Raw genomic sequence first — 24,862 nt, 5'->3', positions numbered from 1 at the left:
GGCCATGAGGGCCCTGAAGGAGAGACTCCGCCCTATGGTTCGCCGTACCTTGCCCGCTGTCATCGCTTTGCTGTTGAGCCCGCCGTTGCTGGCGGGGCAGCAGACGTTGTTCAGCTTCGTGCGCCCGGCCTCAGTGGTCAATGTCGAAACCGTGGACGCCGGCATGCCCCAGTACAACGCCGAGCAGACCGCTCAGGGCGAGGTGTTGCGACGCGTGGTGTTCAACGCTGCCGAGCGTCCGACCTTGCGCATGAGCCCACAGAGCGGCACTTGGGACTGGTCTTCCGGCCGCTACCTGACCCTGCGTCTGCAGAACGCGATGGCCTGGGCGCTGACCTTGGATGTGACGGTGGAGGGCAATGACGGCCGTACACTGACCAGCCGCATCGACTTGCCGGCAGGGCCTGCGCAAACGGTGATGGTGCCGTTGACGGCGCGTTCGCCCCTGCAGGAAGGGCTGCGTGCGGGCCCACCCATGCCGTGGAGCTTTAGCGGCCAGCGCGTGCTGCTCGGCAGCAGCACGGGCGCGGTGGACCTTGCACAGGTCGCTGCGGTCAGCCTGAGCATCCCTGCCCCCAAGGCAGCCCAAAGCCTGCTGATCGAACGCATGGGCATCCAGGATGACGACCAGGCATGGCAAGCGGCCTACCACGAACTCATCGATGCCTACGGGCAGTCCACGCGCGGCACGTGGCCTGAGAAAGTGACCAGCGACGAGCAACTCAAGGCGAGCGCCGGGCGCGAACAGCAGCAGATCAAGGGGTGGCTGGCCGAGCGTGAAAAGCAGCCACTGGATACCTATGGCGGCGTGACAGCGGGCACGCCCTTCGAGGCGACCGGGTTCTTTCGCACCGAAAAACGTGAGGGGCGCTGGTACCTGGTCACGCCGCTGGGCCACCCGTTCTACTCCCTGGGCGTCAATGCCGTGGCCGCAGATGGCGGGCGCACCTATGTGGCGGGTCGCGAGGCCATGTTCAAGGCGCTGCCGCAACAAGGCGAGCCCTTGTCCGCCTTCTATGGCGAGGGCAACAACGATGATGGCAATGCCTCGTCCCAGGGGCGCGCCTTCAAGAAGGGGCGCTGGTTCGACTTCTACGCCGCCAATCTCGAACGCACCCACGCAGCCCCTTGCCAGGTGGCCGACCCGCAGGCGTCAGCGCAGCCGGTCAATTGCCCGCCCGCCAAGTTGGACAGCGCCCGCTGGCAGCGCCATACGCTCGACCGGCTGCAGGCCTGGGGCTTCAATACACTGGGCAACTGGAGCGATGCGGCCCTGGTCGAGCAGCAGCGCGTGCCCTATACCTTGCCGCTGTCCATCGTGGGCGATTACGCGAGCATCAGCACCGGCATGGATTGGTGGGGCCGGATGCCCGATCCCTTCGACCCACGCTTTGCCATGGCCACCGAGCGGGCCGTGGCCATCGCCGCCCGCGATCACCGCGATGACCCTTGGCTCATCGGTTACTTTGCCGACAACGAGCTGGCCTGGGCGGCCCCGGGCGATGACCCGAAGGCGCGCTATGGGCTGGCCTACGGCACCTTGCGCCTGACCACCGACGTACCGGCCAAGCGCGCTTTCCTCAAGCAGTTGCGTGACAAGTACCGAAACCAGGAGGGCTTGTCCAAGGCCTGGGGCATCGAACTGGCGGCCTGGGAGCTGATGGAAGACCCTGGTTTCGAGGCGCCACTGCCCAGCGCGGAACACCCGGAAATCGAGCGTGACTACCAGTATTTCCAGCAGGTGTTCGCCCAGACCTATTTCAAGACCCTCTCCGACTCGCTCAAGTGGCATGCCCCCAACCACCTCTTGCTGGGCGGTCGGTTTGCCGTGAGTACACCCGAAGCGGTCAAGGCCTGCGCCGAGTTCTGCGATGTGCTCAGCTTCAACTTCTATACCCTCAAGCCTCAGGATGGCTATGACTTCGCGCGCCTGGCAGAGCTGGACAAGCCGGTGCTGGTGTCCGAGTTCCAGTTCGGCTCGCGCGATCGCGGGCCTTTCTGGCCGGGGCCGGTGGAGGTCGCACGCGAGGAAGACCGCGGGCCTGCCTATGGCAATTTCCTCAAGGCGGCGCTCGCCCAGCCCATGATCGTTGGCGCCCATTGGTTCCAGTACCTCGATCAGCCTGCCAGCGGCCGTTTGCTGGACGCAGAGAACGGACACCTGGGGTTGGTTGCCATCACCGACGTGGCTTACCCAGGCTTCGTCCAGGCCGTGCGCAAGAGCAATCTGGAGGCATTGGACCAGTTGCGCACTCGCAGCCAAGCACCCGCGTCGCCGTAACGTGCGATGCGCGCCTGTAGGCAAAAGGCCGAACTACTGAAACAATGCAGGCCCTTTTGCCAACATGCCGCATGGAGAATACAGGGTGCAGATTCAGGGTCATTTCGAGCTGAAATTCGAAGCAGTGCGCGAGGCCTTCGCGGCGCTGTTCGATGATCCCCAGGAACGCGGGGCTGCGCTGTGCATCCAGGTGGGTGGTGAAACGGTAGTGGACCTGTGGGCGGGCACCGCCGACAAGGATGGCCAGCAGCCATGGCACAGCGATACCATCGCCAATCTGTTTTCCTGCACCAAGCCCTTTGCCGCCGTCACCGCCTTGCAGTTGGTGGGCGAGGGTAAACTTGAACTCGATGCCCCGGTAGCGCGTTACTGGCCTGAGTTCGGTCAGGCGGGCAAAGAGGCCATCACGCTGAGGCAACTGCTTAGCCACCGTGCCGGGCTGCCTGCGATTCGCGAATTGCTGCCGGCCGAGGCCCTCTACGACTGGCAGGCAATGGTCGATGCCCTGGCCGCGCAAACGCCGTGGTGGACACCGGGCAGCGAGCACGGCTACGCCGCCATCACCTTTGGCTGGCTGATCGGCGAGTTGATTCGTCGCGCCGATGGGCGCGGTCCAGGCGACTCGATCGTGGCGCGTACGGCGCGGCCGCTGGGGCTGGACTTCCATGTCGGGCTGGCCGACGAGGAGTTCTATCGGGTAGCCCATATCGCGCGTGGCAAAGGCAACCCCGGTGACGCCGCTGCCCAGCGCTTGCTGCAGGTCACGCTGCGCGAGCCCGAGGCATTGTCCACAAGGGCGTTTACCAACCCGCCCGCCATTCTGACCAGTACCAATAAACCGGAATGGCGGCGCATGCAACAACCTGCTGCCAATGGCCATGGCAATGCCCGGAGCCTGGCTGGGTTCTATGCAGGCCTGCTCGATGGCAGCCTGCTGGAGTCGGACCTGCTGGAGGCGTTCACCCGCCAACACAGCCTGGGCCAGGACCGGACCTTGCTGACCCAGACGCGCTTTGGCCTAGGGTGCATGCTCGACCAGCCCGATGTGGCCAATGCCACCTTCGGCCTGGGCGCTCGCGCATTCGGTCACCCCGGTGCCGGGGGCTCGGTCGGATTTGCCGATCCGGAGCGAGATGTGGCTTTTGGCTTTGTCGTCAATACCTTGGGGCCCTATGTGCTGATGGACCCTCGTGCCCAGAAACTGGTGCGCGTGCTTGGGCAATGCCTTTGATCGGTTAGTGCGGGTATTGCCCAGCCTCTTTGACTATCCTCAATGCCGACGCCTCAAGAGTGTGGGCAAAATTCCTTTCTAATTCATGGTGTATCGCTGATGTCTTCACATAAAACCTTAGCACTCGCCCTGTGCCTGACCGCTGTCACCGGCTGCGCCAGCCATCCCGAGGGTTCTGCCAAGAGCGCCAGTTCAAGCTGGTGGCCATTCGGCTCGGACAAGGTCGCCGAACAGGAAGTGAAGGCAGCAGTCACGGAAAAGGTCGCCAAGGCCGACGCCAAATCCGAAAGCACCAGCCGCTGGTGGTGGCCATTTGGCGGTGAGCAGAAGCAGGCCCAAGGGCCGGTGGTGCCGAAGATCGACCAGCAGGCCACCCAGGCCTGGTTGGACGAGTACGAGCCCAAGCTGCGCGAGGCCATCAAGGACAGCAAGCTGGAGCTCGAGCGGCGCGACAACGTGCTGGCAGTCACCTTGCCAGTGGACGGTGCGTACAACCCTGACCGTCCGAACATGTTGTTGCCCGTCACCCTGGGCCCTATCACCCGCGTGGCCAAGACGGTAGAAGGCGACCCCAAGACGGCCGTACTGGTCCTGGGCCACGCCGACACCAGCGGCGTGGTGGCTGCCAACCAGAAGCTGAGCCTTGAGCGTGCTGCCTCGGTGTCGGCCATTTTCCGCCTGAGCGGGTTGCAACGTGACCGCCTGATTCTCAAGGGCATGGGCTCGGTGATGCCTCGCGCCGCCAATGACAGTGCCGAAGGCCGTGCGCTGAACCGCCGCGTGGAAATGCTGCTGACCCCACAGAACACCATGGTCGCGCTGCTGAGCAAGTATCAACAGGCCACACCAACGCCGTCGCCAGCCACCATGGTGGCCGTGCAGGATGCCAAGGCGCCTGTGTCCAAGGCTCCAGCCGCCAAAGCCCAGCCAAGCAAGGCTGCAGCCAAGCCAGCCGTCAAAACCGCTGCCAAGAAACCTGCCGCCAAAGCCAAGACCCCGGCCAAGACGGCGACCAAGAAAGCGGCGACCGCCAAGCCTGTCGCCAAGAAAGCTGCCACTGACAAGAAGGTAGCCTCCAACAGCCCTGCGAAGACCAACTGATCGTCAAGGAACGCAGTAATGACCCAATCCCTGGCCGATATGCGCCGCGATTACACCCGGGACGGCCTGGCCGAAGCTCAGGCTCCGGCCGAGCCGTTCGCTTTGTTTCACCAATGGTTCGGCGATGCCGTGAAAACAGAGCAGGCGCCGGTGGAAGCCAACGCCATGACCCTGGCCACGGTCGATGCCGATGGGCGACCACACTGCCGTGTGCTGTTGCTCAAGGGGCTGGATGAGCAGGGCTTCACGTTCTTCACCAACTATGACAGCGCCAAGGGTAGGCAACTGCAGGTTAACCCGTTCGCCGCCATGACCTTTTTCTGGCCGGCGCTCGAGCGGCAAGTGCGTATCGAGGGCCGTGTCGAGAAGGTCTCGGCCAAGGAGTCCGACGATTACTACCAGGTCAGGCCGTTGGGCAGCCGCCTGGGCGCCTGGGCATCGCCTCAGAGCCAGGTGATCGCTGGGCGCGAGGCGCTCGAAGCCCTGGTCAAGGCGACCGAGGCGCGTTTCTCCGACACGCAGCCTCACTGCCCCGAGCATTGGGGTGGCTACCGCCTGCTGCCAGAGCGCATCGAGTTCTGGCAAGGACGCGCCAGTCGCCTGCATGACCGCCTGAATTACCGCAAGGCGGCCCAAGGCTGGCACCGCGAGCGTCTGGCGCCTTGATAGGCGGGGCTACCAGATAGCCCCATTCGCCCTGGCGCTCAGCGCGAATACGCCGCCGCCTCCTGCGCAAGCCACTGAACCCGTGCCTTGCGCCCCATCTTCAACTGACGCGCATGCTGCAACCGCTGCAGCATGTACGCCTGCATGTGCGGGTCGCCACCTGCCAGTGACAGCGCCAGGTCGCGGTCCATCCACTGCCGCATGAGCATGTAGAGCCAGGCGTGAAACCCCAACCCTGCGAGGGTGGCGACCACGACGATGAAGTAATCCATGGTTATCCTTGGTCTGATCGGTAAGCGCCCTGCCTGATCGCGTTGGCTGTACGCTGGCTGAATGAAAGCAATTTTATGCAGTGAGTACCGTGACAGCCGTCAATGTGCAGCGTCTAATGAATACCTGACTTATGGAGATTCTACCCATGCGTAAATCCGCTTTGCTGGTCGCGACCTTCACAGCCACCACGTTGCTACTCGGTGGCTGTGCGTCAAACTTGAGCGGCGACAGCTATTCGCGCGATGAGGCCCGCCGTGTGCAAACCGTGCGCATGGGCACCATCGAATCGCTGCGCCCTGTGAAGATCGAAGGCACCAAGACGCCGATTGGCGGAGGCGCCGGTGCCGTGGTAGGTGGCTTGGCGGGCAGCGCCGTTGGCGGCGGGCGTGGCAGCATCGTCGCTGCCGTGATTGGTGCCGTTGCCGGTGGCTTGGCCGGTTCGGCCGCCGAAGAGGGTATTACCCGTACCCAGGGTGTGGAGATCACGGTGCGCGAAGACGATGGCAGCATGCGTGCCTATGTGCAGTCCGTGCAGGAAAACGAGATTTTCCGGGTGGGCGACCGCGTGCGCATCATGACGGTCGATGGTACCAGCCGCGTCTCGCACTGATCGCAGCCCTGAAAAAACCCGATCAGGCTTCTGGCCTGGTCGGGTTTTTTGTACCGGCAATTCAGGGCTTGTTACTGGGCTAGCATGGCCTTGGCCACCGCTTCGGCAACCCGAATGCCATCAACCCCTGCAGACAAAATGCCGCCTGCATAGCCAGCCCCTTCGCCGGCAGGGAACAGGCCCTTCACGTTCAGGCTCTGGAAGTCTTCACCCCGCGTGATGCGCAGCGGCGAGGACGTGCGTGTCTCGATCCCGGTCAACACCGCGTCATGCAGGTTGTAGCCCTTGATCTGCCGATCAAAGGCGGGCAGGGCCTCGCGTATCGCCTCGATGGCGAAGGCCGGCAGGCTTGGCGCCAGGTCCCCCAGGGTCACGCCAGGCTTGTAGGACGGCTCGACACTGCCCAGCGCGGTCGAAGGCTTGCCAGCCACGAAATCGCCCACCAGCTGAGCCGGCGCCTGGTAGTTGCTCCCGCCCATGACGTAGGCGTGCGCTTCCAGGCGTTCCTGCAACTCGATGCCCGCTAGCGGGCCACCGGGATAGTCCCGTTCCGGGTCGATGCCGACGACGATGCCGGAGTTGGCGTTGCGTTCGTTGCGTGAGTACTGGCTCATGCCATTGGTGACGACGCGGCCCGGTTCACTGGTGGCGGCCACTACCGTTCCGCCAGGGCACATGCAGAAGCTGTAGACCGACCGCCCGTTCTTGGCGTGGTACACCAGCTTGTAGTCCGCCGCACCCAGTTTGGGGTGGCCTGCATATTTGCCCAGGCGCGCCTTGTCGATGAGCGATTGCGGATGCTCGATGCGGAAACCGACGGAAAACGGTTTGGCTTCCATGTACACACCCTGCGCGTGCAGCATGCGGAAGGTGTCCCGGGCACTATGGCCCAATGCCAGAACCACATGCCGTGAAAGCAGTTGCTCGCCACTTTCAAGCACTACGCCTTGAACCTGGCCTTCTTCGATCAGCAGGTCGGTGACCTTTTGTTCGAAACGAACCTCGGCCCCCAGGGCGATCATTTCCTGGCGCATCTGCTCAACCATGCCGGTGAGGCGGAAGGTGCCGATGTGCGGCTTGTTGATGTACAAGATCTCGTCAGGCGCACCGGCCTTGACGAACTCTTCCAACACCTTGCGGCCATGATGCTGCGGGTCCTTGATCTGGCTGTACAGCTTGCCGTCTGAGAATGTCCCAGCGCCGCCTTCGCCGAACTGCACGTTGGACTCGGGGTTGAGCACACTTTTGCGCCACAGGCCCCAGGTGTCCTTGGTACGCTGGCGCACTTCCTTGCCGCGCTCGAGGATGATCGGCTTGAAGCCCATTTGCGCCAGCAGCAAGCCGGCGAAAATCCCGCACGGGCCCAGACCCACCACGATTGGTCGTGCGTCCAGGCCTTCAGGGGCTTGGGCGACGTACCGGTAGGTAACGTCCGGCGCGGGCACGACATTATGGTCGTCGGCAAACTTGCGCAGCAGCTCTTCTTCGTTGCTGGCATGCAGGTCGATGGTGTAGATGAACAGCAGTTCGGTGTTCTTCTTGCGCGCATCGTAGCTGCGCTTGAACAGGTTGAAGCTGATCAGTTGCTCGTCGCGGATGCCCAGGCGCTGGACGATGGCCTCGCGCAGTGCTTCATCGGGATGGTCCAGGGGCAGCTTGAGTTCGGTGATTCGTAGCATGGCAGGGTCCAGTATCCCGGCCATGGGCGGCCGGCGGCTTAACACAAACCGCCAAGTATAAAGCTTTAGCCGCCTCGACTGGCAGGATTAAGCCGCCCGGTCATCAGTCATCGCGCGCGCCACCGTAATAACCGCAACCTTGAAGGGTCGTGCCATCGATGCGCAGTTCTGCGCGCAAGTGGTTGAACGCGCCCGTGGCCGGGTCCATGCAGCGCTGTGGCGCCAGCCAGAGTTCCACGCGCTGCCCGTTGGCTTCGCTGGTCAGGGTCAAGCCGCCACCGGGCACCTGCTCCTCCAGAAAGGGCAGGGCAAGCGGGGGCTGATCAGCACGGTTGAGCACCATGCCCCGGCTGTTGGCCTTGACGTCCCAATCGGGCTTGTGGCCACCGGCGCGCAGGGTAAGCTGCTTGAAATTGGGGTCGATGCACCCGTTGCTGGCGTGCTCCAGGCGGTACAGGCGGCGCAGGTCCAGCTGTCCATCGGTGCTGGCCTGCTTGCTGCCTGTAAGTCGGCCACGCACGTCGGCGAACAGGGTGTCGTTGGCCCCGGTTGCAAGGTTCGCCGCTTCCTGCAGGATGCCCGTGGCGGCGGCATCGTTGATGACGAAGCTGCGGGGTTCGTTGCAGGGCTTGAACAGCAACTGCCCACCGGCAGCGTGAACCTGGCCTTGCATGCGAGTGCTGCCGATATCAGGGTCGACGGGTTTTTCGGCCAGCAGCTGGCAGCCCGCGAACAGGGGCAACAAGGCGGTCAGTAGCAGGGAAGGGGTCAGGCGCATGACGGGCTCCGGTGTTCGAGAGGCCGTCACGTTACTGAGGCGGGCAGGGGCAATACAAGCCCGGCGAAGAGAAATAGACGGCTGTCACCTGCATGCAGCCTGCCCTGTTTGATCAAGCGTAGCGTCTTCAAGACAACGGGGCCCCTGCAGGCCCCGCTGGCATCAACCGCCCAGGTAGGCGTCACGCACTTTTGGATCGGTCAGCAGCCCCTCGCCCGTACCCTGCATCACCACATGGCCATTTTCCAGCACATAGGCCCGGTCGGCGATCTTCAGCGCCTGGTTGGCATTCTGCTCTACCAGGAACACCGTCACGCCATCACGGCGCAGTTGTTCGATGATGTCGAAGATCTGCTGGATGATGATCGGTGCCAGGCCCAGGGAGGGTTCGTCGAGCAGCAGCAACTTGGGTTTGCTCATCAGGGCACGCCCGATGGCCAGCATCTGCTGCTCGCCCCCGGACATGGTGCCGCCACGCTGGGCATACCGCTCCTTCAGGCGCGGGAACAGCTGCAGCACTTTGTCCAACTGCGCCTGATAGTCACCCTTGTCGGTGAAGAACCCGCCCATGGCCAGGTTCTCCTCGACGGTCAGCCGGGCGAACACCCGGCGGCCTTCCGGCACCACGGCAATGCTCTTGCGCATGATGTGCGACGAAGGCTGACCGACCAGTTCCTCGCCCAGGTACTTGATGCTGCCGCTGTGGGCTTGGGGTGAACCGCACAGGGTCATGAGCAAGGTGGATTTGCCGGCGCCGTTGGCGCCGATCAGGGTGACGATTTCTCCCTGGTTGATCTCCACGTTGACGCTGTGCAGCGCCTGGATCTTGCCGTAGAAAGTGGAAACGTTCTCGAACTTCAGCATTTACGCTTCCCCCAGGTAGGCTTTGATCACTTCAGGATTGTCGCGGATTTCCTGGGGCGTACCGTGGGCCAGGGGTGTGCCCTGGTTGATGACCACGATGTGATCGGAAATGCTCATCACCAGCTTCATGTCATGCTCGATCAGCAGCACGGTCACGTTGTGCGATTCACGCAGATAGGCAATCAATGCCTTCAGGTCCTCGGTCTCTTTCGGGTTCAACCCCGCAGCCGGCTCGTCGAGCATGATGATCCGCGGGCGGGTCATCATGCAGCGAGCGATTTCCAGGCGACGTTGTTGGCCGTAGGCGAGGGTGCCGGCAGTGCGGTTGGCGAACTCGGTCAGGTTGACCTTGTCCAGCCAGTACTGCGCACGCTCCATGGCTTCCTTTTCACTGCGGCGGAACCCTGGGGTCTTGAACAGCCCCGCGAAGAAGTTGGTGTTCAAGTGCCGGTGCTGGGCGATCAGCAGGTTCTCGAGCGCTGTCATTTCCTTGAACAGGCGCACGTTCTGGAAGGTGCGTACCACCCCTTTGCGCGCGATCTGATGGCCGGCCAGCCCTTGGATGGGTTCGCCATCGAGCAGGATGGTGCCGCCGCTGGGCCGGTAGAAACCGGTCAGGCAGTTGAACACCGTGGTCTTGCCGGCGCCGTTCGGACCGATCAGCGCCACCACTTGTTTTTCCTTGACGGTCAGGGCCACGCCGTTGACCGCCAACAAGCCGCCGAAGCGCATGCTAAGGCCGCTGACTTGCAGAATTTCGCGGCTCATCGACGCAGCTCCATGTGGGGACGTTGCATTGGCAGCAGACCTTGCGGACGCCAGATCATCATCAGCACCATCAGCGCACCGAACATGAGCATCCGGTATTCACTGAATTCGCGCATCAGCTCAGGCAGCAGGATCATGACAATGGCAGCGAGGATCACGCCCAACTGAGAGCCCATGCCGCCGAGCACCACGATGGCCAGGATGATGGCCGACTCGATGAACGTGAACGATTCCGGCGTGACCAACCCTTGGCGAGCGGCAAAGAAGCTGCCGGCAAACCCTGCGAAGCAGGCACCCAGGGTGAAGGCCGAGAGCTTGATCACGGTCGGGTTCAGGCCCAGGGCGCGGCAGGCGATCTCGTCTTCACGCAACGCTTCCCAGGCACGGCCGATGGGCATGCGCAACAGGCGGTTGATCACGAACAGCGCAAGCAGTGCCAGCAACAGTGCAACCAGGTACAGGAAGATGACCTTGTTGATCGAGTTGTAAGGCAGGCCGAAATACTCGTGGAAGGTCTGCATGCCTTCGGCGGCGCGGCGTTCGAAGGTAAGGCCGAAGAATTCGGGCTTGGGAATGTTGCTGATGCCGTTAGGGCCACCGGTCCAGTCGGTGAGGTTACGCAGGAACAGGCGAATGATCTCGCCGAAGCCCAGCGTCACGATCGCCAGGTAGTCGCCGCGCAGGCGCAACACCGGGAAACCGAGCAGGAAGCCGAAGGTGGCGGCCATCAGGCCGGCAATCGGCAGGCAGACCCAGAAACTCCACCCCAGGTAGTGCGAGAGCATGGCGTAGCTGTAAGCGCCCACGGCGTAGAAGCCCACATAACCCAGGTCCAGCAACCCGGCCAGGCCGACCACGATGTTCAGGCCAAGGCCGAGCAACACATAGATCAGGATCAGGGTGGCGATGTCGACAGCGCCGCGCGAGCCGAAGAACGGCCAGATCAGGGCTACCACGACCAGCCCCAGAATCACCCAGCGCTGGGTTTTGGGAAGGGTCAGGTAGTTGCTCAGCGCAGGTGGAATCAGCTTGCGGTCCGAGCGTCGGCCCATCACCGAGCTCCACTGCCGGTCGAACAGCACGCGCAGGAACATCAGCACCGAGCACACGGCGATGATGCTGATGGTGAACGAGCCCTGGCTATGCACCACCAGGCTGATGCCGTCGATGCTCAGTTTCAGGCCCAGCACCGGGAAGGCCACGGCCCAGACCAGCAAGGCGCTGAAAAACGCCGGTTTGAGATTCTTGTTCATACTTTTTCAACCTCCGGGCGGCCCAGAATGCCGGTCGGCCGGAACAACAGGACGAGAACCAACAAGCCGAATGCCACGACGTCCTTGTACTGATCACCGAAGATGTCGGCGCCGAACGCTTCGGCCACACCCAGCACCAGCCCACCGAGCATGGCGCCCGGAATGCTGCCGATACCCCCCAGCACTGCGGCGGTAAACGCCTTCAGGCCTACCAGGAAACCGGCATTGGGGTTGATGACCCCGTATTGCATGCTCAGCAGCACGGCCGCGACGGCCGCCAGGGCAGCGCCGATGACGAAGGTGAGGGCGATGATGTTGTTGGTGTTGATGCCCAGCAGGTTGGCCATCTTGATGTCCTCGGCGCAGGCGCGACACGCGCGGCCCAGTCGCGAACGGGAGATGAACAGGGTCAGCAGGGTCATGGCCACGAGTGTCACCACGAACACCAGCACTTGCATGTAGGACACCAGGACTTCTTCTGCGCCGCCTGGTCCGAACGAGAAGCTGCCCGGAATCAGGTTGGGAATGGACTTGTCCTTGGAGTCTTGGGACAACAGCACGGTGTTCTGCAGGAAAATCGACATGCCGATGGCAGAAATCAGCGGAATCAGCCGGTTACTGTTGCGCAGTGGTCGGTAGGCAACCCGTTCGATGCTGTAGCCATAGGCACTGGTCACGAAAATGGTCGCGACGAAGGCAACGGTCATCAGGATCGGCAGCGAATGAATACCCATCATGGCCAGACCCGCCAGGGCGATGAACGCCACGTACGAGCCGATCATGTAGACCTCGCCATGGGCGAAGTTGATCATGCCAATGATGCCGTACACCATCGTGTAGCCGATGGCGATCAAGGCATAGGTGCTGCCGATGGTCAATCCATTAACCAGTTGTTGGAAGAAATGGTAGATCTCAGGCATTACAGCGCTCCTAAAAACCTGATTTGCATTTCGCTGGCCGGGGTACGGCCAGGAAACCGCGGGTGACGGTTTTAAGATTTTCAGGTGAGCCCGTCCCCGGATCGCGGGGGCGTGCCCATGAACCTCGTAAAACAAAGCCCACTGCTCGCACAGTGGGCTTCTCGGTCAGCTATTAGTCACGCTTGTTACTGAGGGGAGACTTCGGTCTTCGGCTTGCCGAAGTGCCATTCGTAGACCACGAACTTGAAGTCTTTGAGGTCACCCTTGTCGTCATAGGTCAGGGTGCCGGTAGGGGTCTTGAACGAACCTTGGTGGATGGCCTCGGCCACCTTGTCGGTGTCCTCGGAGCCTGCGGCCTTGATGCCCTGGGCGATCAGCTCGACGGCCGAGTAGGCAGGGAAGACGAACGGGCCGCTTGGGTCCTTGCCGTCAGCCTTGATCGCGTCGACGATCTTCTTGTTCTCAGGGTCGGCATCGAACGACTTCGGCAGGGTGACCAGCAGCCCTTCGGAGGCATTCTGGGCGATTTGCGAGATGGAGTCGTTACCCACACCTTCCGGACCCATGAACTTGGCTTTGAGGCCTTTTTCCTGTGCTTGACGCAGGATCAGACCCAGCTCTGGGTGGTAGCCGCCGTAGTAGACGAAATCGACGTTGTTCTGCTTGAGCTTCTGAATGATGGACGAGAAGTCCTTGTCGCCGGCGTTGAGGCCTTCGAACACGGCAACCTTGGTGCCTTTTTGCTCCAGAGTCTGTTTGACGGCCGTGGCGATGCCTTCACCGTACTGCTGCTTGTCGTGCAGCACTGCGACCACCTTGGGCTTGACGTGATCGGCGATGTAGTTGCCTGCGGCAGGGCCCTGGGCGCTGTCCAGGCCGATGGTGCGGAAGATCAGCTTGTAGCCGCGGGAGGTGATTTCCGGGGATGTTGCCGCCGGGGTGATCATGATCACGCCTTCGTCTTCGTAGATGTCGGACGCTGGCTGGGTGGAGCTGGAGCACAAGTGGCCGATGACGAACTTGACGCCATCGTTGACCACTTTGTTGGCGACGGCCACGGCCTGTTTAGGGTCGCAGGCGTCGTCGTATTCCTTGGCTTCTAGCATCTTGCCATCGACACCGCCTGCTGCGTTGATGTCCTTGATGGCTTGCTTGGCGCCGATGAACTGCATGTCGCCATATTGGGTCACGGGGCCAGTCTTGGGCCCGGCGATCCCGATCTTGATGGTATCGGCGGCAAACGAATGGCTGGCTACCCCGGCCAGAACCATTGCGGCGAACAGCTTGGAAATCTTGATCATAATGCTCCACTCATTCTGTTGTAATTCTTATAGTCCTGGCGGCCAGGGCTACAGACCAGGCGGGTTGCGGCGTGGCCATGCCAACGCGCAAGCCCACCTTCCCCGGAACATGTCCCGGAACTGTACCGGTACAGTGTAGAGCGCTGTCAGCGCGCTTGAAAAGCGGGCAAAAAGCGCCTGGTTTAACGGTTGTCGCTTGCTTGACACAAAAGTACAGAAAGGCGCCATCAAATGGCTTATCCTGGCGGTCGTACCCCGAAAATACGGGGCCTGATACCCAAATGCATATTTGAAACCGGGTTTTTCTGCAAAAATGCCGGCTTTTTCAAAAGCCAGATTTCCAGCGGATATTCCCATGACTGATCGAACAAGCACCCTCTATGCCAAACTGCTCGGAGAAACCGCCACCATCGAGTGGAAAGCCTTGGAAAGGTTCTGGGCAAAGGGTGACCTGATTTGGGTCGATCCCGCCCTGGATTTAATCACCGTGGCCACGGCAATGGCCGAAAACCGCAGTGACCTCTTCGATAAGTGGCGCTCTGATGGCACTGTCGGCCCGGTTACGGCAGAACAGGCCAGTGACCTGCAAACCCGCGATCCAGAGATATGGGCGGTAGTCGTATCGCCGTTCATCGTCATTCAAGTCAGGCGGTGAATGACAGCCTTGTGCTTTTTTGGTGCGCGAAAACGCGCAGGCGCCTCTTTTGGGTGCTTGTGATTGCTCAATCGAGGTAGAGGTAAGTAACAATTCGGCGTGGCGGTAACAGTTTACGGCATGCGTAAAGGTGGCCATCGCCGCAGTCATGCAGCGCAGCATTGCCCCAGCCACCCTTTTTCAGCCAGGAGTTCCTGATGAGCAACGCATTACCCTCCCTAGGTTTCGCTGGTGTCGGTCTGATGGGCCTGCCGATGTGCCAGCGCCTGCTGGCGGCCGGCTATGGGCTGTGGGTGTGGAACCGCAGCCCGGAAAAATGCCAGGCGCTGGTTGACGCAGGCGCGCGACTGGCCGCGAGCCCTGCCGAGCTTGCGCAGCAGGTGGACATGGTATTGCTGTGCCTGGCCGATACCGCCGTGGTGCGCGACGTGGTATTTGGCGATCAGGGCGTTGCCACAGGCGGGCGGCAGGGTCAGCTGCTGGTGGATTTTTCCAGCCTGGAGCCTGGCGCTACCCGGGAAATGGCAGCCCAGCTGGGCGCCTTGTGTGGTATGGGGTGGCTGGATGCCCCGGTGTCCGGCGGCACGGCAGGTGCGCAGGCAGGTACCCTGGCGATCATGGTGGGCGGGGAGGTGGCTGACCTGGCGCGTGCTCGCCCAGTGTTGGAGGTGCTCGGCCAGCGGGTGACACACATGGGGGGCGTTGGCGCAGGCCAGGTGACCAAGGCCTGCAACCAGATGATCGTGGCGTGCAACGCCCTGGTCATCGCCGAGGTCATCGCGCTGGCCGAGCGTTCCGGGGTGGACGCCGGGTTGATCGCCCAAGCCCTGGCAGGCGGCTTTGCCGACTCCAAGCCTTTGCAGATACTGGCCCCACAGATGGCAGAGAGCCGTTTCGCTCCCATCAAGTGGCACGTGCGGACCCTGCTCAAGGATCTGGACGGTGCCGTGAAGTTTTCACGCGAACAGGGCGCAGCGACGCCGCTTACGGGCCTGGCTGCCCAGTTGATGCGGTTGCACGGCAGTCAGGGTTACCTGGACCAGGATCCTTCGACGTTGGTCGAGCAGTATCGAATCAAACGCCAGGACTAGGTGCTGACCCGGCGCGTGGTGGGTACGTTCTGCCCAGGGGCGACCTCATCCCAGAAACGATGAGGCCGCTGCAGGTCAGGTAGGCTCGCCGGGGTCAGCCTGCGACCAGCACCCGTATCGCTTCAAGACGCAGTGCTGCTTTGGCCAACATGGCCAGGCCCTCTTCGCGCTGCTTGCGCAACGCGTCGATTTCACTGTCCCTCACGCTCGGGTTGACCGCTTGCAGTGCCACCAGGCGTGCGAGCTCTTCGTCGGCTTCGGCGGCCAGGCGACGTTGGGCGTCGGCCACCCGTTGCTCGTGGAGCGGGACGATCTTTTCTTCGCCGCTGCCGATGCGCTTTGCAAGCACGTCACGCTGGGCCTGGACGAACTTGTTGGCACTGGCACGCGGCACGCTCTCGAGCTGATCGTTCAGGGTCTCGAATGCGACCCGCGAGGCCAGGTCATTGCCGTTGGCATCAAGCAGGCAGCGCAGGGCGGCGGGCGGCAGGTACCGGCCCAGTTGCAAGCTGCGCGGCGCGACCACCTCGCTGACGAACAGCAGCTCCAGCAGCACGGTCCCAGGCTTGAGCGCCTTGTTCTTGATCAGTGCCACGGCGGTATTGCCCATCGAGCCGGACAGCACGAGGTCCATGCCGCCTTGCACCATCGGGTGCTCCCAGGTCAGGAACTGCATGTCTTCACGCGACAGCGCCTGGCCGCGGTCGTAGGTGATGGTCACACCTTCGTCATCGCCCAGGGGGAAGCTGGCATCGAGCATCTTCTCGCTGGGCTTCAGGATCAGTGCGTTTTCCGAATGGTCTTCACTGTCGATACCGAACGCATCGAACAGGGTTTCCATGTAGATCGGCAGGGCGAACTGATCGTCCTGCTCGAGGATGGCCTCGACCAGCGCTTCACCTTCGCCGGCACCGCCGGAATTGAGTTCGAGCAAGCGGTCACGGCCGGTATGCAGTTCGGCTTCGAGCCGCTCACGTTCGCTTCTCGCTTCGTTGACCAGGCTATCCCAGGCCTTGCTGTCATCGCTGTCGAGCAGTGCCAGCAGGCGTGGGCCGAATTGGTGCTGCAGGGCGTTACCGGTGGGGCAGGTGTTCAGGAACGCGTTGAGCCCCTCGTGGTACCACTGGAACAGGTGCGCTTGCGGCGTGCCTTGCAGGTACGGTACGTGCAACTCGATGGTGTGCTTCTGGCCGATACGGTCCAGACGCCCGATACGTTGTTCGAGCAGGTCGGGGTGAGCAGGCAAGTCGAACATCACCAGGTGATGGGCGAACTGGAAGTTGCGCCCCTCACTGCCGATTTCCGAACAGATCAGCACCTGGGCGCCGAATTCTTCGTCGGCGAAGTAAGCCGCCGCGCGGTCGCGCTCCAGGATGCTCATGCCTTCGTGGAAGACAGAAGCCGGAATACCGGAACGCACGCGCAGGGCGTCTTCCAGGTCCATGGCGGTCTCGGCATGGGCGCAAATGACCAGCACCTTGGTACGCTTGAGCATTTTCAAGGTGTCGATCAGCCAGTCGACCCGCGGGTCGAAGCGCCACCAACGCTCTTCTTGCGCCTGGTCCGCCTGGGACTGGAACGCCACCTCAGGGTAGAGCTCGGCGTGTTCACCCTCGGGCAAGCTGGCGTATTGCTCCGGATTGGGCAGTGAGTGAGGGTGCAACTGACGCTCAGGGAACCCCTGGATGGCGGCACGGGTGTTGCGGAACAGCACTCGCCCGGTGCCATGACGATCGAGCAGTTCGCGGATCAGTCGGGCACTGGCCTGGCTGTCCCCGTCGTTGACCGCAGCGAGCAGTGCATCGCCCTCGGCCCCGAGGAAACCCTGGATGGTGGCGTGTGCCTTCGGCGACAAGCGCCCCTCGTCCAGCAGCTCCTGCACCGCCTCGGCCACCGGCCGGTAGTGCTCGCTTTCGGCGCGGAAGGCCGCCAGGTCATGGAAACGGTTGGGATCGAGCAGGCGCAGCCGCGCGAAATGGCTGTCCTGGCCCAGTTGCTCAGGGGTTGCGGTGAGCAGCAACACGCCGGGAATGACCTGGGCCAGCTGTTCGACCAGCGCATATTCGGCACTGGCGTGTTCCTCGTGCCAGACCAGGTGGTGCGCTTCATCGACCACCATCAGGTCCCAGCCTGCCGCGAACAGTGCATCCTGGGCCTTCTCGTCGTCGACCAGCCACTCCAGCGCGACCAGCGCGAGCTGGGCATCCTCGAAGGGGTTGCTGGCATCGCTTTCGATGAACCGCTCGGCATCGAACAGGGCGACCTGCAGGTTGAAGCGCCGGCGCATCTCTACCAGCCATTGATGCTGGAGGTTCTCAGGCACCAGGATCAGCACCCGGCTGGCGCGGCCGGTCAGCAGCTGGCGATGAATCACCAGGCCTGCCTCGATGGTCTTGCCCAGGCCCACTTCGTCGGCGAGCAGTACGCGAGGTGCGCTGCGGTCGGCCACTTCGCGGGCGATGTGCAACTGGTGAGCGATGGGCTGGGCGCGGCAGCCGCCCAGGCCCCACAGCGTGGACTGCATCTGCTTGCTGGTGTGCTGAAGGGTGTTGTAGCGCAGGCTGAACCACGACAGCGGGTCGATCTGGCCGGCGAACAGGCGGTCGCTGGCCAGGCGGAACTGGATGAAGTTCGACAGCTGGGTCTCCGGCATCGTGCGGGGCTGATTCTGCCCGTCGAGCCCGTGATAGACCATCAAGCCGTCGATGTCCTCGACTTCGCGCACGGTCAGCTTCCAGCCTTCGAAGTGAGTGATCTGATCACCTGGCGAGAAGCGCACGCGTGTCAGCGGCGCATTGCGCAGGGAATATTGCCGGGTATCGCCAGTGGCCGGGTAGAGGACGGTCAGGAGGCGGCCATCCTGCGCCAGGATGGTACCCAGGCCGAGCTCTGCCTCGCTGTCGCTGATCCAGCGTTGCCCCGGTTGATACTGCTGCGCCATACTGCCTGCACTCCCGCGATGAAAAAGCCGATTATGTTAACGGATCGGCCGGGCAGACCAAAGTGCCGAGTGCACCTGAGGGTGCCGAACGGTATCGGCCGGTGCATCAGTCTAGCCGTTTCGTCGCTTCATGCCGTGCCGACGAGGGTTCTGCATCCCATGCCTGCCAAGCCCCTTTGCGTTGTCTTGAGCCTTACGGCCGGCGGTCTGCTCCTGGCAGGCTGCGAGCCCAAGACCTTCGAAACCTTGCCGCCCATCCCCATGGAGCAGTTGGAGGTGCTGGGTGTGCAGGCACCGCTCAAGAGCGTGCACTACCGTGACAGGAACGGCGAAGGCCTGTTGGTCTTGAGCCGTGTCGATGGCCAGGCCAGCGACCCGGAAAGTGAACAGGAAGTGGACAAGGTCGTGCTCAAGGCAACCTTGTACGGCCGCCGCAAAGCGCAAGAAGCTTTCCAGGCGCGCTGGCAGATCGATCAGCAAACCACGTGTCCGGGCCTGGATCTGGACGTGGATTTCTACACCGATGTCAGCGGCGTGGCCGACCTCGATCAGAATGGTGAGGCCGAGGTGACGGTGGCCAGTCATGCCTTCTGCGGAGGAGGTGTCGAGCCCCATGACATCGCCATCGAGATGCGTGACGGGCAAACGGTCTACAGCATCACGGGTCAGTCGCTGATCACCCCGGCAGGCGAAGACCCGATCGGCGGCGAGCGCCAGGACAGTGCCTCGCTCAAGGCTGCCCCGGCCTGGGTTCGAGCCCATATGGATGCAGTGTGGCAGCAGGTCTACCAGCGTCCCTGGAGCGAAACTGCCTTGCAGGACCAGGACGAGGCGCAGGACGAACCGGGCTGAATGTTGTCCATGACTTCAAGGCAGCTGTGTGGTTGCCGATACAGGGGTACAGGAGAACGCCATGCTGCCACCGATCATTCCGCTCAGCGCTGCCCCGGTCACCTCGCAGCAGGACCCGGTCAAACCGACACCGGATATAAAGCCGGTAGTGCCGGCGCAGCCTGCGTCCGGTGAAAGTGCGATCGACCTCAAGCGCCAGCGTGACCCGCAGGAACAGCAGTTGCTGCTGCGCGAGGAGCAGCGCCGGCAGCAGCAACGCCAGGGTAAAGGCAAAGGTATTGATGAACGGTTCGATGCGTTGCCAGGCCATGAGGTCAACGCCGACAATACCGTGCCAGTGGTGCCGCTGATGGGCGAGCCCGTGCGTCAGGGGCTGCTGGTGGACATCGAGGTATGAAGCAGGGCTGGCAAGTGTCTGGTTCTAGCCCCATCATGCAGCATCCGTAGCGTGTAGAGCCCAGTATGAGCCAAGACAATCTCATTGATTTCGATGCCGAACGTGCCCGCCGCGTGCATGACATCAAGGAAAAGCGCCTGAACGAGATGCGCGATGCGTTCGAACAGGCATTGCCCTTGAACGCTGCCAAGAAGAAGTCCAAGCGCAAGCCCAAGAAGCGCTGACGCTTGACGCAGGTCAACCCTGCGCCCGCCCCGTGCGCCCGTCCCCGGGCGTCATTGACCCTGGTCAATTTCCTTGCGCCCGACATTGGTTACTGTTTCCCCATCGGACAACGGCGAACAAATGGAGAGGTCGGCATGTTCTTCGACAACGTGGTTATCGCAGGGGTGGTAACGGTGGGGTTGATGGTGGCTTTCTTCGCCGGTCTAGGCATTTTCATCTGGAAAGACTCGAGCAAGCGCAAGCGCCCTTGACCTCCCTGATTCATGAGCACGCAAGGCATTTAGGGCGACTTCGGTCGCCCATTTTTTTGCCTGGCATCTGTTCCGGCGACGTGGCCCGTTGGGCACGGGCGTGGCCTGCAGTGGCAAGCGTTCCCGTGTGACGGCTGCGCAGCGCGTTCCATTGACCATGAGGTGGGGCATGACCATTACATCCCAGGATATCTGCAAGGCGGCCGAGCAGCTCAAGGGCTTCGTGGGCTTTCACGGTAAACGTGGCATCTATATCGTGCGTTTCTCCGAGGATGCCTTCGGTATGGATATCGCCGACGACAGCATCACCCCGTGCAACGAGTTCGTATGGCGGCCTGAGCAGGGACATCGCATGGCCTTGTGTCGCGAGCGACTGGGCTTGCTGATGGAGCAACACATGGATGAGCGGCTGAATGTGAGTGAGCCGCTGAAGGCTTACCTTCGCCGGCATGACCTGCCTGAGATTGTGGCCGAGCGACACTTGCACCCGGCAGGTGTCATCGCGCCAGCGATATGAAGGCAGAGGATTCGGCAGAAGGCGTCACGCTGGCATTGGCCCGATGAGTGACCATGACCCGATCCCGGCCATTGCGCTTGGCGACATACAAGGCGGTGTCCGCCTGGCGTAACCAGCCGTCTGGAGTCTCCAGGGAGGGGTCGAACGGGCACAGACCAATGCTCAAGCTGATGCGCAATTGAGGCGTCTGCGGGTCGCGGTAGCTCGCCACACGCTCACGCAGGCGTTCCATGGCCTGACACGCCTGGGCTTCGGTGGTGCTGGGCAGTATCACGCAAAACTCATCACCCCCGTAGCGTCCGGCCTTGTCGCCTTCGCGCAGGGCGCCGCGCAACTCGATGCTGACCTGGCGCAATACCTGATCGCCGACCACATGGCCGAAAGTGTCATTGATGGTCTTGAAATGGTCGATGTCGATCAGAGCGACTACAGCCTCACCGCGCTGTTTCCTGCACCCGCTAAAACGCCTTGCCAGGAGGTCTTTCCAGGCGCCATGGTTGAGTAGCCCAGTCAGGCTATCGGTCAGGCTGAGGGTGTTGAGCCGACGTTTGTGTTCGGCCAGCTTGATCGCCAGTCGATAGCACACCCACCCAAGCGCCGCTGGATACAGCGTCAGCATCGGCAGGCAGGCGTAGACCTGGAAGGCGGTAGCGTTGGGTTGAAATCCCGGCCCCAGCAGGGCGCAAGCCGCAAGCATGCCTGCCAATTGCGCCATCCCTGCGCGAATAGCCAACCCCTTGCCGCCGGCTGCGACATTGTTCATGGTGACCATCGACAGAACGGTAACCGTCGGCAGCGGGTTGAACTGCATGGCACCGGCCCAGAACCCACCCATCAGCGAATCGAGGAAAAAGTTGCGCTGCTCGGCCTGGTAGGGCGCTTTGGACCGGGCCGCCCACTGATAGGCCAAGTGTGGCCACAGCAAGCCGTTGAAAAGCATGAATGCCCAAACCCAAGCGGGGGGAGACAGGGGTTCCACCGCAGCCATTACCGCGAAAAGCCCCACACCCTTGCCCAGTACCCGAGGCAGATAAATCCGTTTGGCAAACGAAAGGCCTTTGCCGGTGCGTGTGTCCATGGGTGTGATCTCTATCGGGGCGCTTATCGCTTGACGTGCGCGAGTATTCTGGGCCATGGCAGGCGCACGAGACATGGCCTTGCAAGCCAAATTACGGGTGATGCGAGCAGTGGGGCGAGTATGCCTGACTGGGCTGTGGAAGAAGAGGGCAAAGCTGGGCAGCGTTGTCGCAACGCCTCGGCCCAGCTTCCTTATAGAAGAAGAGGGGGGTGTTACTCGCACGCCTTAAAGGCAACGTTTCACTTTTGCTGATCGTCCTGGTGCTTTCGCGAGGGCTGTTCATCTTTGAGTAACTGGGACGGCGATTTGCCGCTGTCGCTGCGCACCTGTGCATGGCTGATCAGACCAAAGATGAGACTGCCGCCGATGATGTTGCCGGCCAGCGTAGGCAGGGCAAAGTGCAGCAAGAAGTTGCTCCAGGTTTCTTCACCCGCCCAGACCAGATACGAGACCTCTACCGACCCCACCACGATGTGGGTGAAGTCGCCCAATGCCATGAGGTAGGTGATGACCAGGATGATCCAGATCTTGGCGTGCTCCATGGAGGGGATCATCCAGACCATGGTGGCGATCATCCAGCCGGACACGATGCCTTTGGCAAACATCTGGCTGACGTCGTTTTCCATCACCTTACGGCCCACCTCCAGAAACGCGATATCTGTCTTGGTATCGAAGATCGGCAGTTCGAGCATTACCCAGGCCACCAATAGAGTACCGGCCAGGTTGCCGGCCAGGACCACGCCCCAGAGGCGCAGCAAGCGACCGAAGTTGCCCAGCGTTGGCGTCGTCATCACTGGCAGGACAGCGGTCAGGGTGTTCTCGGTGAACAATTGCTGCCGCGCGATGATGACGGCCAGGAAGCCGGCGCTGTAGCCGATACTGGCGATGACCTGCGCGCTCTCGCCGTCCGGCAGACGCGAGTACAGAAGACCCATGGCCATCAGTGACAGCCCCATGGACAAACCTGCGGCAAGGGCTGACCACCAGAGCGCAGCCAATGTACGTTCCAGTTCCTGATCGCCCTGCAAGCGAATGGTCTCGTGCAACACCGCCGCACGCGGCGGCTGGTTGGAACTGACCTCCTGTTGTTCGTCTGCCGACAGGCCCGGGGTTTTCTCGCTTTGCGCCTCGCTCATTACCGCTACGCTCCGTGGTGGGTTTATCTACAGATTCACTGCAGCCTCATTAAGTTGCGGGGAGTGGGGCGCTGCGAGCGCAAAAGTTTTTAAATCAAAGGGTTGACTCCAGATTCAAAGCGCGTATTATTCGCCACCTCGCAGCGAGTAACGCAGCGGGGAAGTCGGTCAGCGGTTGAAGTTTCAAGTCTTCGAGTAAGGCGCTTCAGAAAACTTCAAAATAAACGCTTGACAGGCAATGAGGAAAGCGTAGAATGCGCGCCTCGGTTGAGACGAAACACTCTCAGCCAAACGCTCTTTAACAAATCGAATCAAGCAATTCGTGTGGGTGCTTGTGAGTACGGACTGATAGTCAGAAAGATTATCAGCATCACAAGTGACCATGCGAGAAATCACATAGTCATTTGAGATTGCTGAGCCAAGTTTAGGGTTTCTTAAAAACCCAAGCAGTATTGAACTGAAGAGTTTGATCATGGCTCAGATTGAACGCTGGCGGCAGGCCTAACACATGCAAGTCGAGCGGATGACGGGAGCTTGCTCCTTGATTCAGCGGCGGACGGGTGAGTAATGCCTAGGAATCTGCCTGGTAGTGGGGGACAACGTTTCGAAAGGAACGCTAATACCGCATACGTCCTACGGGAGAAAGCAGGGGACCTTCGGGCCTTGCGCTATCAGATGAGCCTAGGTCGGATTAGCTTGTTGGTGAGGTAATGGCTCACCAAGGCGACGATCCGTAACTGGTCTGAGAGGATGATCAGTCACACTGGAACTGAGACACGGTCCAGACTCCTACGGGAGGCAGCAGTGGGGAATATTGGACAATGGGCGAAAGCCTGATCCAGCCATGCCGCGTGTGTGAAGAAGGTCTTCGGATTGTAAAGCACTTTAAGTTGGGAGGAAGGGTTGTAGATTAATACTCTGCAATTTTGACGTTACCGACAGAATAAGCACCGGCTAACTCTGTGCCAGCAGCCGCGGTAATACAGAGGGTGCAAGCGTTAATCGGAATTACTGGGCGTAAAGCGCGCGTAGGTGGTTTGTTAAGTTGGATGTGAAAGCCCCGGGCTCAACCTGGGAACTGCATCCAAAACTGGCAAGCTAGAGTACGGTAGAGGGTGGTGGAATTTCCTGTGTAGCGGTGAAATGCGTAGATATAGGAAGGAACACCAGTGGCGAAGGCGACCACCTGGACTGATACTGACACTGAGGTGCGAAAGCGTGGGGAGCAAACAGGATTAGATACCCTGGTAGTCCACGCCGTAAACGATGTCAACTAGCCGTTGGAATCCTTGAGATTTTAGTGGCGCAGCTAACGCATTAAGTTGACCGCCTGGGGAGTACGGCCGCAAGGTTAAAACTCAAATGAATTGACGGGGGCCCGCACAAGCGGTGGAGCATGTGGTTTAATTCGAAGCAACGCGAAGAACCTTACCAGGCCTTGACATGCAGAGAACTTTCCAGAGATGGATTGGTGCCTTCGGGAACTCTGACACAGGTGCTGCATGGCTGTCGTCAGCTCGTGTCGTGAGATGTTGGGTTAAGTCCCGTAACGAGCGCAACCCTTGTCCTTAGTTACCAGCACGTTATGGTGGGCACTCTAAGGAGACTGCCGGTGACAAACCGGAGGAAGGTGGGGATGACGTCAAGTCATCATGGCCCTTACGGCCTGGGCTACACACGTGCTACAATGGTCGGTACAGAGGGTTGCCAAGCCGCGAGGTGGAGCTAATCTCACAAAACCGATCGTAGTCCGGATCGCAGTCTGCAACTCGACTGCGTGAAGTCGGAATCGCTAGTAATCGCGAATCAGAATGTCGCGGTGAATACGTTCCCGGGCCTTGTACACACCGCCCGTCACACCATGGGAGTGGGTTGCACCAGAAGTAGCTAGTCTAACCTTCGGGAGGACGGTTACCACGGTGTGATTCATGACTGGGGTGAAGTCGTAACAAGGTAGCCGTAGGGGAACCTGCGGCTGGATCACCTCCTTAATC

General features: G+C 61.4%; 23 protein-coding genes and 1 rRNA gene. 13 read left to right on the top strand and 11 right to left on the bottom strand.

The features are described 5' to 3' along the window. Positions 1-34 precede the first annotated feature (34 nt). The 4 genes from FH041_RS12145 to pdxH all read left to right on the top strand — a co-directional run bounded on the left by FH041_RS12145 (position 35) and on the right by pdxH (position 5,279). Positions 35-2,281 (top strand): beta-galactosidase, encoded by a 2,247-nt coding sequence (locus tag FH041_RS12145; RefSeq protein ID WP_140174664.1) that lies wholly within the window; start codon positions 35-37, stop codon positions 2,279-2,281. Between the two features lie 85 nt (positions 2,282-2,366). Next, a complete protein-coding gene (locus FH041_RS12140) occupies positions 2,367-3,512 on the top strand; it encodes a serine hydrolase domain-containing protein (protein ID WP_023535275.1) in 1,146 nt (381 codons plus the stop codon). Between the two features lie 99 nt (positions 3,513-3,611). Next, complete coding sequence (locus FH041_RS12135; RefSeq protein WP_027915321.1) at positions 3,612-4,613, top strand: OmpA family protein; 1,002 nt, start codon at positions 3,612-3,614, stop codon at positions 4,611-4,613. A gap of 18 nt (positions 4,614-4,631) precedes the next feature. Further along, a complete protein-coding gene (gene pdxH, locus FH041_RS12130) occupies positions 4,632-5,279 on the top strand; it encodes a pyridoxamine 5'-phosphate oxidase (RefSeq protein WP_027915320.1) in 648 nt (215 codons plus the stop codon). 38 nt (positions 5,280-5,317) lie between these two features. On the opposite strand, the gene FH041_RS12125 is transcribed toward pdxH, so the two are convergent. Next, positions 5,318-5,551: a hypothetical protein gene (locus tag FH041_RS12125; RefSeq protein WP_027915319.1), complete on the bottom strand. Its 234-nt coding sequence runs from the start codon at positions 5,549-5,551 to the stop codon at positions 5,318-5,320. Between the two features lie 146 nt (positions 5,552-5,697). Here FH041_RS12125 and FH041_RS12120 point away from each other — a divergent pair, with 146 nt between their 5' ends. Continuing rightward, positions 5,698-6,162: a glycine zipper 2TM domain-containing protein gene (locus FH041_RS12120; RefSeq protein WP_027915318.1), complete on the top strand. Its 465-nt coding sequence runs from the start codon at positions 5,698-5,700 to the stop codon at positions 6,160-6,162. Positions 6,163-6,233: 71 nt separating this feature from the next. Here FH041_RS12120 and FH041_RS12115 read toward each other — a convergent pair whose 3' ends face one another. The 7 genes from FH041_RS12115 to FH041_RS12085 all read right to left on the bottom strand — a co-directional run bounded on the left by FH041_RS12115 (position 6,234) and on the right by FH041_RS12085 (position 13,725). Continuing rightward, positions 6,234-7,841, bottom strand: coding sequence for an NAD(P)/FAD-dependent oxidoreductase (locus tag FH041_RS12115; RefSeq protein WP_049696452.1), 1,608 nt, complete (start codon positions 7,839-7,841; stop codon positions 6,234-6,236). A 103-nt stretch (positions 7,842-7,944) separates the two neighbouring features. Beyond that, entirely contained in the window at positions 7,945-8,619 is a 675-nt protein-coding gene (locus FH041_RS12110) for a COG3650 family protein (protein ID WP_059183269.1), read from the bottom strand. Between the two features lie 162 nt (positions 8,620-8,781). Next, complete coding sequence (locus FH041_RS12105; RefSeq protein WP_023535231.1) at positions 8,782-9,483, bottom strand: ABC transporter ATP-binding protein; 702 nt, start codon at positions 9,481-9,483, stop codon at positions 8,782-8,784. Continuing rightward, positions 9,484-10,251 carry a high-affinity branched-chain amino acid ABC transporter ATP-binding protein LivG gene (livG, locus tag FH041_RS12100; protein ID WP_059183268.1) on the bottom strand — a complete coding sequence of 256 codons (768 nt, stop codon included), beginning with the start codon at positions 10,249-10,251 and terminating at the stop codon, positions 9,484-9,486. Next, positions 10,248-11,504 carry a high-affinity branched-chain amino acid ABC transporter permease LivM gene (locus tag FH041_RS12095; RefSeq protein ID WP_023535261.1) on the bottom strand — a complete coding sequence of 419 codons (1,257 nt, stop codon included), beginning with the start codon at positions 11,502-11,504 and terminating at the stop codon, positions 10,248-10,250. The genes livG and FH041_RS12095 overlap by 4 nt, the downstream gene beginning before the upstream one ends. Continuing rightward, positions 11,501-12,424, bottom strand: coding sequence for a high-affinity branched-chain amino acid ABC transporter permease LivH (gene livH, locus FH041_RS12090; RefSeq protein ID WP_023535272.1), 924 nt, complete (start codon positions 12,422-12,424; stop codon positions 11,501-11,503). Before livH ends, FH041_RS12095 begins: the two co-directional genes overlap by 4 nt. A 185-nt stretch (positions 12,425-12,609) precedes the next feature. After that, positions 12,610-13,725 (bottom strand): branched-chain amino acid ABC transporter substrate-binding protein, encoded by a 1,116-nt coding sequence (locus FH041_RS12085; RefSeq protein ID WP_027915315.1) that lies wholly within the window; start codon positions 13,723-13,725, stop codon positions 12,610-12,612. A gap of 355 nt (positions 13,726-14,080) precedes the next feature. Here FH041_RS12085 and FH041_RS12075 point away from each other — a divergent pair, with 355 nt between their 5' ends. Together FH041_RS12075 and FH041_RS12070 are read left to right on the top strand one after the other, a co-directional pair. Then, positions 14,081-14,380 carry a DUF2288 domain-containing protein gene (locus FH041_RS12075; protein WP_027915314.1) on the top strand — a complete coding sequence of 100 codons (300 nt, stop codon included), beginning with the start codon at positions 14,081-14,083 and terminating at the stop codon, positions 14,378-14,380. A 197-nt stretch (positions 14,381-14,577) separates the two neighbouring features. Then, positions 14,578-15,471, top strand: coding sequence for an NAD(P)-dependent oxidoreductase (locus FH041_RS12070; protein WP_027915313.1), 894 nt, complete (start codon positions 14,578-14,580; stop codon positions 15,469-15,471). A 94-nt stretch (positions 15,472-15,565) separates the two neighbouring features. Here the strand turns inward: FH041_RS12070 and rapA are convergent, their stop codons facing one another. Beyond that, a complete protein-coding gene (gene rapA, locus FH041_RS12065; protein WP_027915312.1) occupies positions 15,566-18,412 on the bottom strand; it encodes an RNA polymerase-associated protein RapA in 2,847 nt (948 codons plus the stop codon). A gap of 159 nt (positions 18,413-18,571) precedes the next feature. Here rapA and FH041_RS12060 point away from each other — a divergent pair, with 159 nt between their 5' ends. From FH041_RS12060 to FH041_RS12050, 5 genes are all read left to right on the top strand, one after another. Then, positions 18,572-19,264, top strand: a complete 693-nt coding sequence (locus tag FH041_RS12060; RefSeq protein ID WP_028687604.1) for a M949_RS01915 family surface polysaccharide biosynthesis protein — start codon at positions 18,572-18,574, stop codon at positions 19,262-19,264. Positions 19,265-19,325: 61 nt separating this feature from the next. Next, positions 19,326-19,661: a hypothetical protein gene (locus FH041_RS12055; RefSeq protein ID WP_027915311.1), complete on the top strand. Its 336-nt coding sequence runs from the start codon at positions 19,326-19,328 to the stop codon at positions 19,659-19,661. Positions 19,662-19,726: 65 nt separating this feature from the next. Beyond that, entirely contained in the window at positions 19,727-19,885 is a 159-nt protein-coding gene (locus FH041_RS22800) for a hypothetical protein (protein WP_088523537.1), read from the top strand. 135 nt (positions 19,886-20,020) lie between these two features. Beyond that, a complete protein-coding gene (gene ccoM / locus FH041_RS23130; RefSeq protein ID WP_023535213.1) occupies positions 20,021-20,137 on the top strand; it encodes a cytochrome c oxidase subunit CcoM in 117 nt (38 codons plus the stop codon). 169 nt (positions 20,138-20,306) lie between these two features. After that, positions 20,307-20,654 (top strand): DUF2025 family protein, encoded by a 348-nt coding sequence (locus FH041_RS12050; RefSeq protein ID WP_088523536.1) that lies wholly within the window; start codon positions 20,307-20,309, stop codon positions 20,652-20,654. Here FH041_RS12050 and FH041_RS12045 read toward each other — a convergent pair. Together FH041_RS12045 and FH041_RS12040 are read right to left on the bottom strand one after the other, a co-directional pair. After that, positions 20,635-21,732: a diguanylate cyclase gene (locus tag FH041_RS12045; protein WP_050587338.1), complete on the bottom strand. Its 1,098-nt coding sequence runs from the start codon at positions 21,730-21,732 to the stop codon at positions 20,635-20,637. The genes FH041_RS12050 and FH041_RS12045 overlap by 20 nt on opposite strands. Before the next feature lie 239 nt (positions 21,733-21,971). Further along, a complete protein-coding gene (locus FH041_RS12040; protein WP_027915309.1) occupies positions 21,972-22,868 on the bottom strand; it encodes a formate/nitrite transporter family protein in 897 nt (298 codons plus the stop codon). Between the two features lie 454 nt (positions 22,869-23,322). On the opposite strand from FH041_RS12040, the gene FH041_RS12030 reads away from it, so the two are divergent. Then, positions 23,323-24,859 (top strand): 16S ribosomal RNA (locus FH041_RS12030). The last annotated feature ends 3 nt before the right edge of the window (positions 24,860-24,862 follow it).

The organism is Pseudomonas sp. SWI7, assembly GCF_006351945.1.
GTDB classification, from domain to species: Bacteria; Pseudomonadota; Gammaproteobacteria; order Pseudomonadales; family Pseudomonadaceae; genus Aquipseudomonas; species Aquipseudomonas fulva.
This window is presented reverse-complemented; position numbering and strand designations above follow the sequence as displayed.

Bases quoted from the DNA above. Each gene is read 5' to 3' on its own strand.
- FH041_RS12070 (WP_027915313.1), top strand. From the start codon at position 14,578: ATGAGCAACGCATTACCCTCCCTAGGTTTCGCTGGTGTCGGTCTGATG.
- ccoM (WP_023535213.1), top strand. From the start codon at position 20,021: ATGTTCTTCGACAACGTGGTTATCGCAGGGGTGGTAACGGTGGGGTTG.
- rapA (WP_027915312.1), bottom strand. From the start codon at position 18,412: ATGGCGCAGCAGTATCAACCGGGGCAACGCTGGATCAGCGACAGCGAG.
- FH041_RS12055 (WP_027915311.1), top strand. From the start codon at position 19,326: ATGCTGCCACCGATCATTCCGCTCAGCGCTGCCCCGGTCACCTCGCAG.
- FH041_RS12125 (WP_027915319.1), bottom strand. From the start codon at position 5,551: ATGGATTACTTCATCGTCGTGGTCGCCACCCTCGCAGGGTTGGGGTTT.
- pdxH (WP_027915320.1), top strand. From the start codon at position 4,632: ATGACCCAATCCCTGGCCGATATGCGCCGCGATTACACCCGGGACGGC.
- FH041_RS12120 (WP_027915318.1), top strand. From the start codon at position 5,698: ATGCGTAAATCCGCTTTGCTGGTCGCGACCTTCACAGCCACCACGTTG.
- FH041_RS12085 (WP_027915315.1), bottom strand. From the start codon at position 13,725: ATGATCAAGATTTCCAAGCTGTTCGCCGCAATGGTTCTGGCCGGGGTA.
- FH041_RS12095 (WP_023535261.1), bottom strand. From the start codon at position 11,504: ATGAACAAGAATCTCAAACCGGCGTTTTTCAGCGCCTTGCTGGTCTGG.
- FH041_RS12075 (WP_027915314.1), top strand. From the start codon at position 14,081: ATGACTGATCGAACAAGCACCCTCTATGCCAAACTGCTCGGAGAAACC.
- FH041_RS12135 (WP_027915321.1), top strand. From the start codon at position 3,612: ATGTCTTCACATAAAACCTTAGCACTCGCCCTGTGCCTGACCGCTGTC.
- FH041_RS12040 (WP_027915309.1), bottom strand. From the start codon at position 22,868: ATGAGCGAGGCGCAAAGCGAGAAAACCCCGGGCCTGTCGGCAGACGAA.
- livG (WP_059183268.1), bottom strand. From the start codon at position 10,251: ATGAGCCGCGAAATTCTGCAAGTCAGCGGCCTTAGCATGCGCTTCGGC.
- livH (WP_023535272.1), bottom strand. From the start codon at position 12,424: ATGCCTGAGATCTACCATTTCTTCCAACAACTGGTTAATGGATTGACC.
- FH041_RS12145 (WP_140174664.1), top strand. From the start codon at position 35: ATGGTTCGCCGTACCTTGCCCGCTGTCATCGCTTTGCTGTTGAGCCCG.
- FH041_RS12110 (WP_059183269.1), bottom strand. From the start codon at position 8,619: ATGCGCCTGACCCCTTCCCTGCTACTGACCGCCTTGTTGCCCCTGTTC.
- FH041_RS12115 (WP_049696452.1), bottom strand. From the start codon at position 7,841: ATGCTACGAATCACCGAACTCAAGCTGCCCCTGGACCATCCCGATGAA.
- FH041_RS12060 (WP_028687604.1), top strand. From the start codon at position 18,572: ATGCCTGCCAAGCCCCTTTGCGTTGTCTTGAGCCTTACGGCCGGCGGT.
- FH041_RS12050 (WP_088523536.1), top strand. From the start codon at position 20,307: ATGACCATTACATCCCAGGATATCTGCAAGGCGGCCGAGCAGCTCAAG.
- FH041_RS12105 (WP_023535231.1), bottom strand. From the start codon at position 9,483: ATGCTGAAGTTCGAGAACGTTTCCACTTTCTACGGCAAGATCCAGGCG.
- FH041_RS22800 (WP_088523537.1), top strand. From the start codon at position 19,727: ATGAGCCAAGACAATCTCATTGATTTCGATGCCGAACGTGCCCGCCGC.
- FH041_RS12045 (WP_050587338.1), bottom strand. From the start codon at position 21,732: ATGGACACACGCACCGGCAAAGGCCTTTCGTTTGCCAAACGGATTTAT.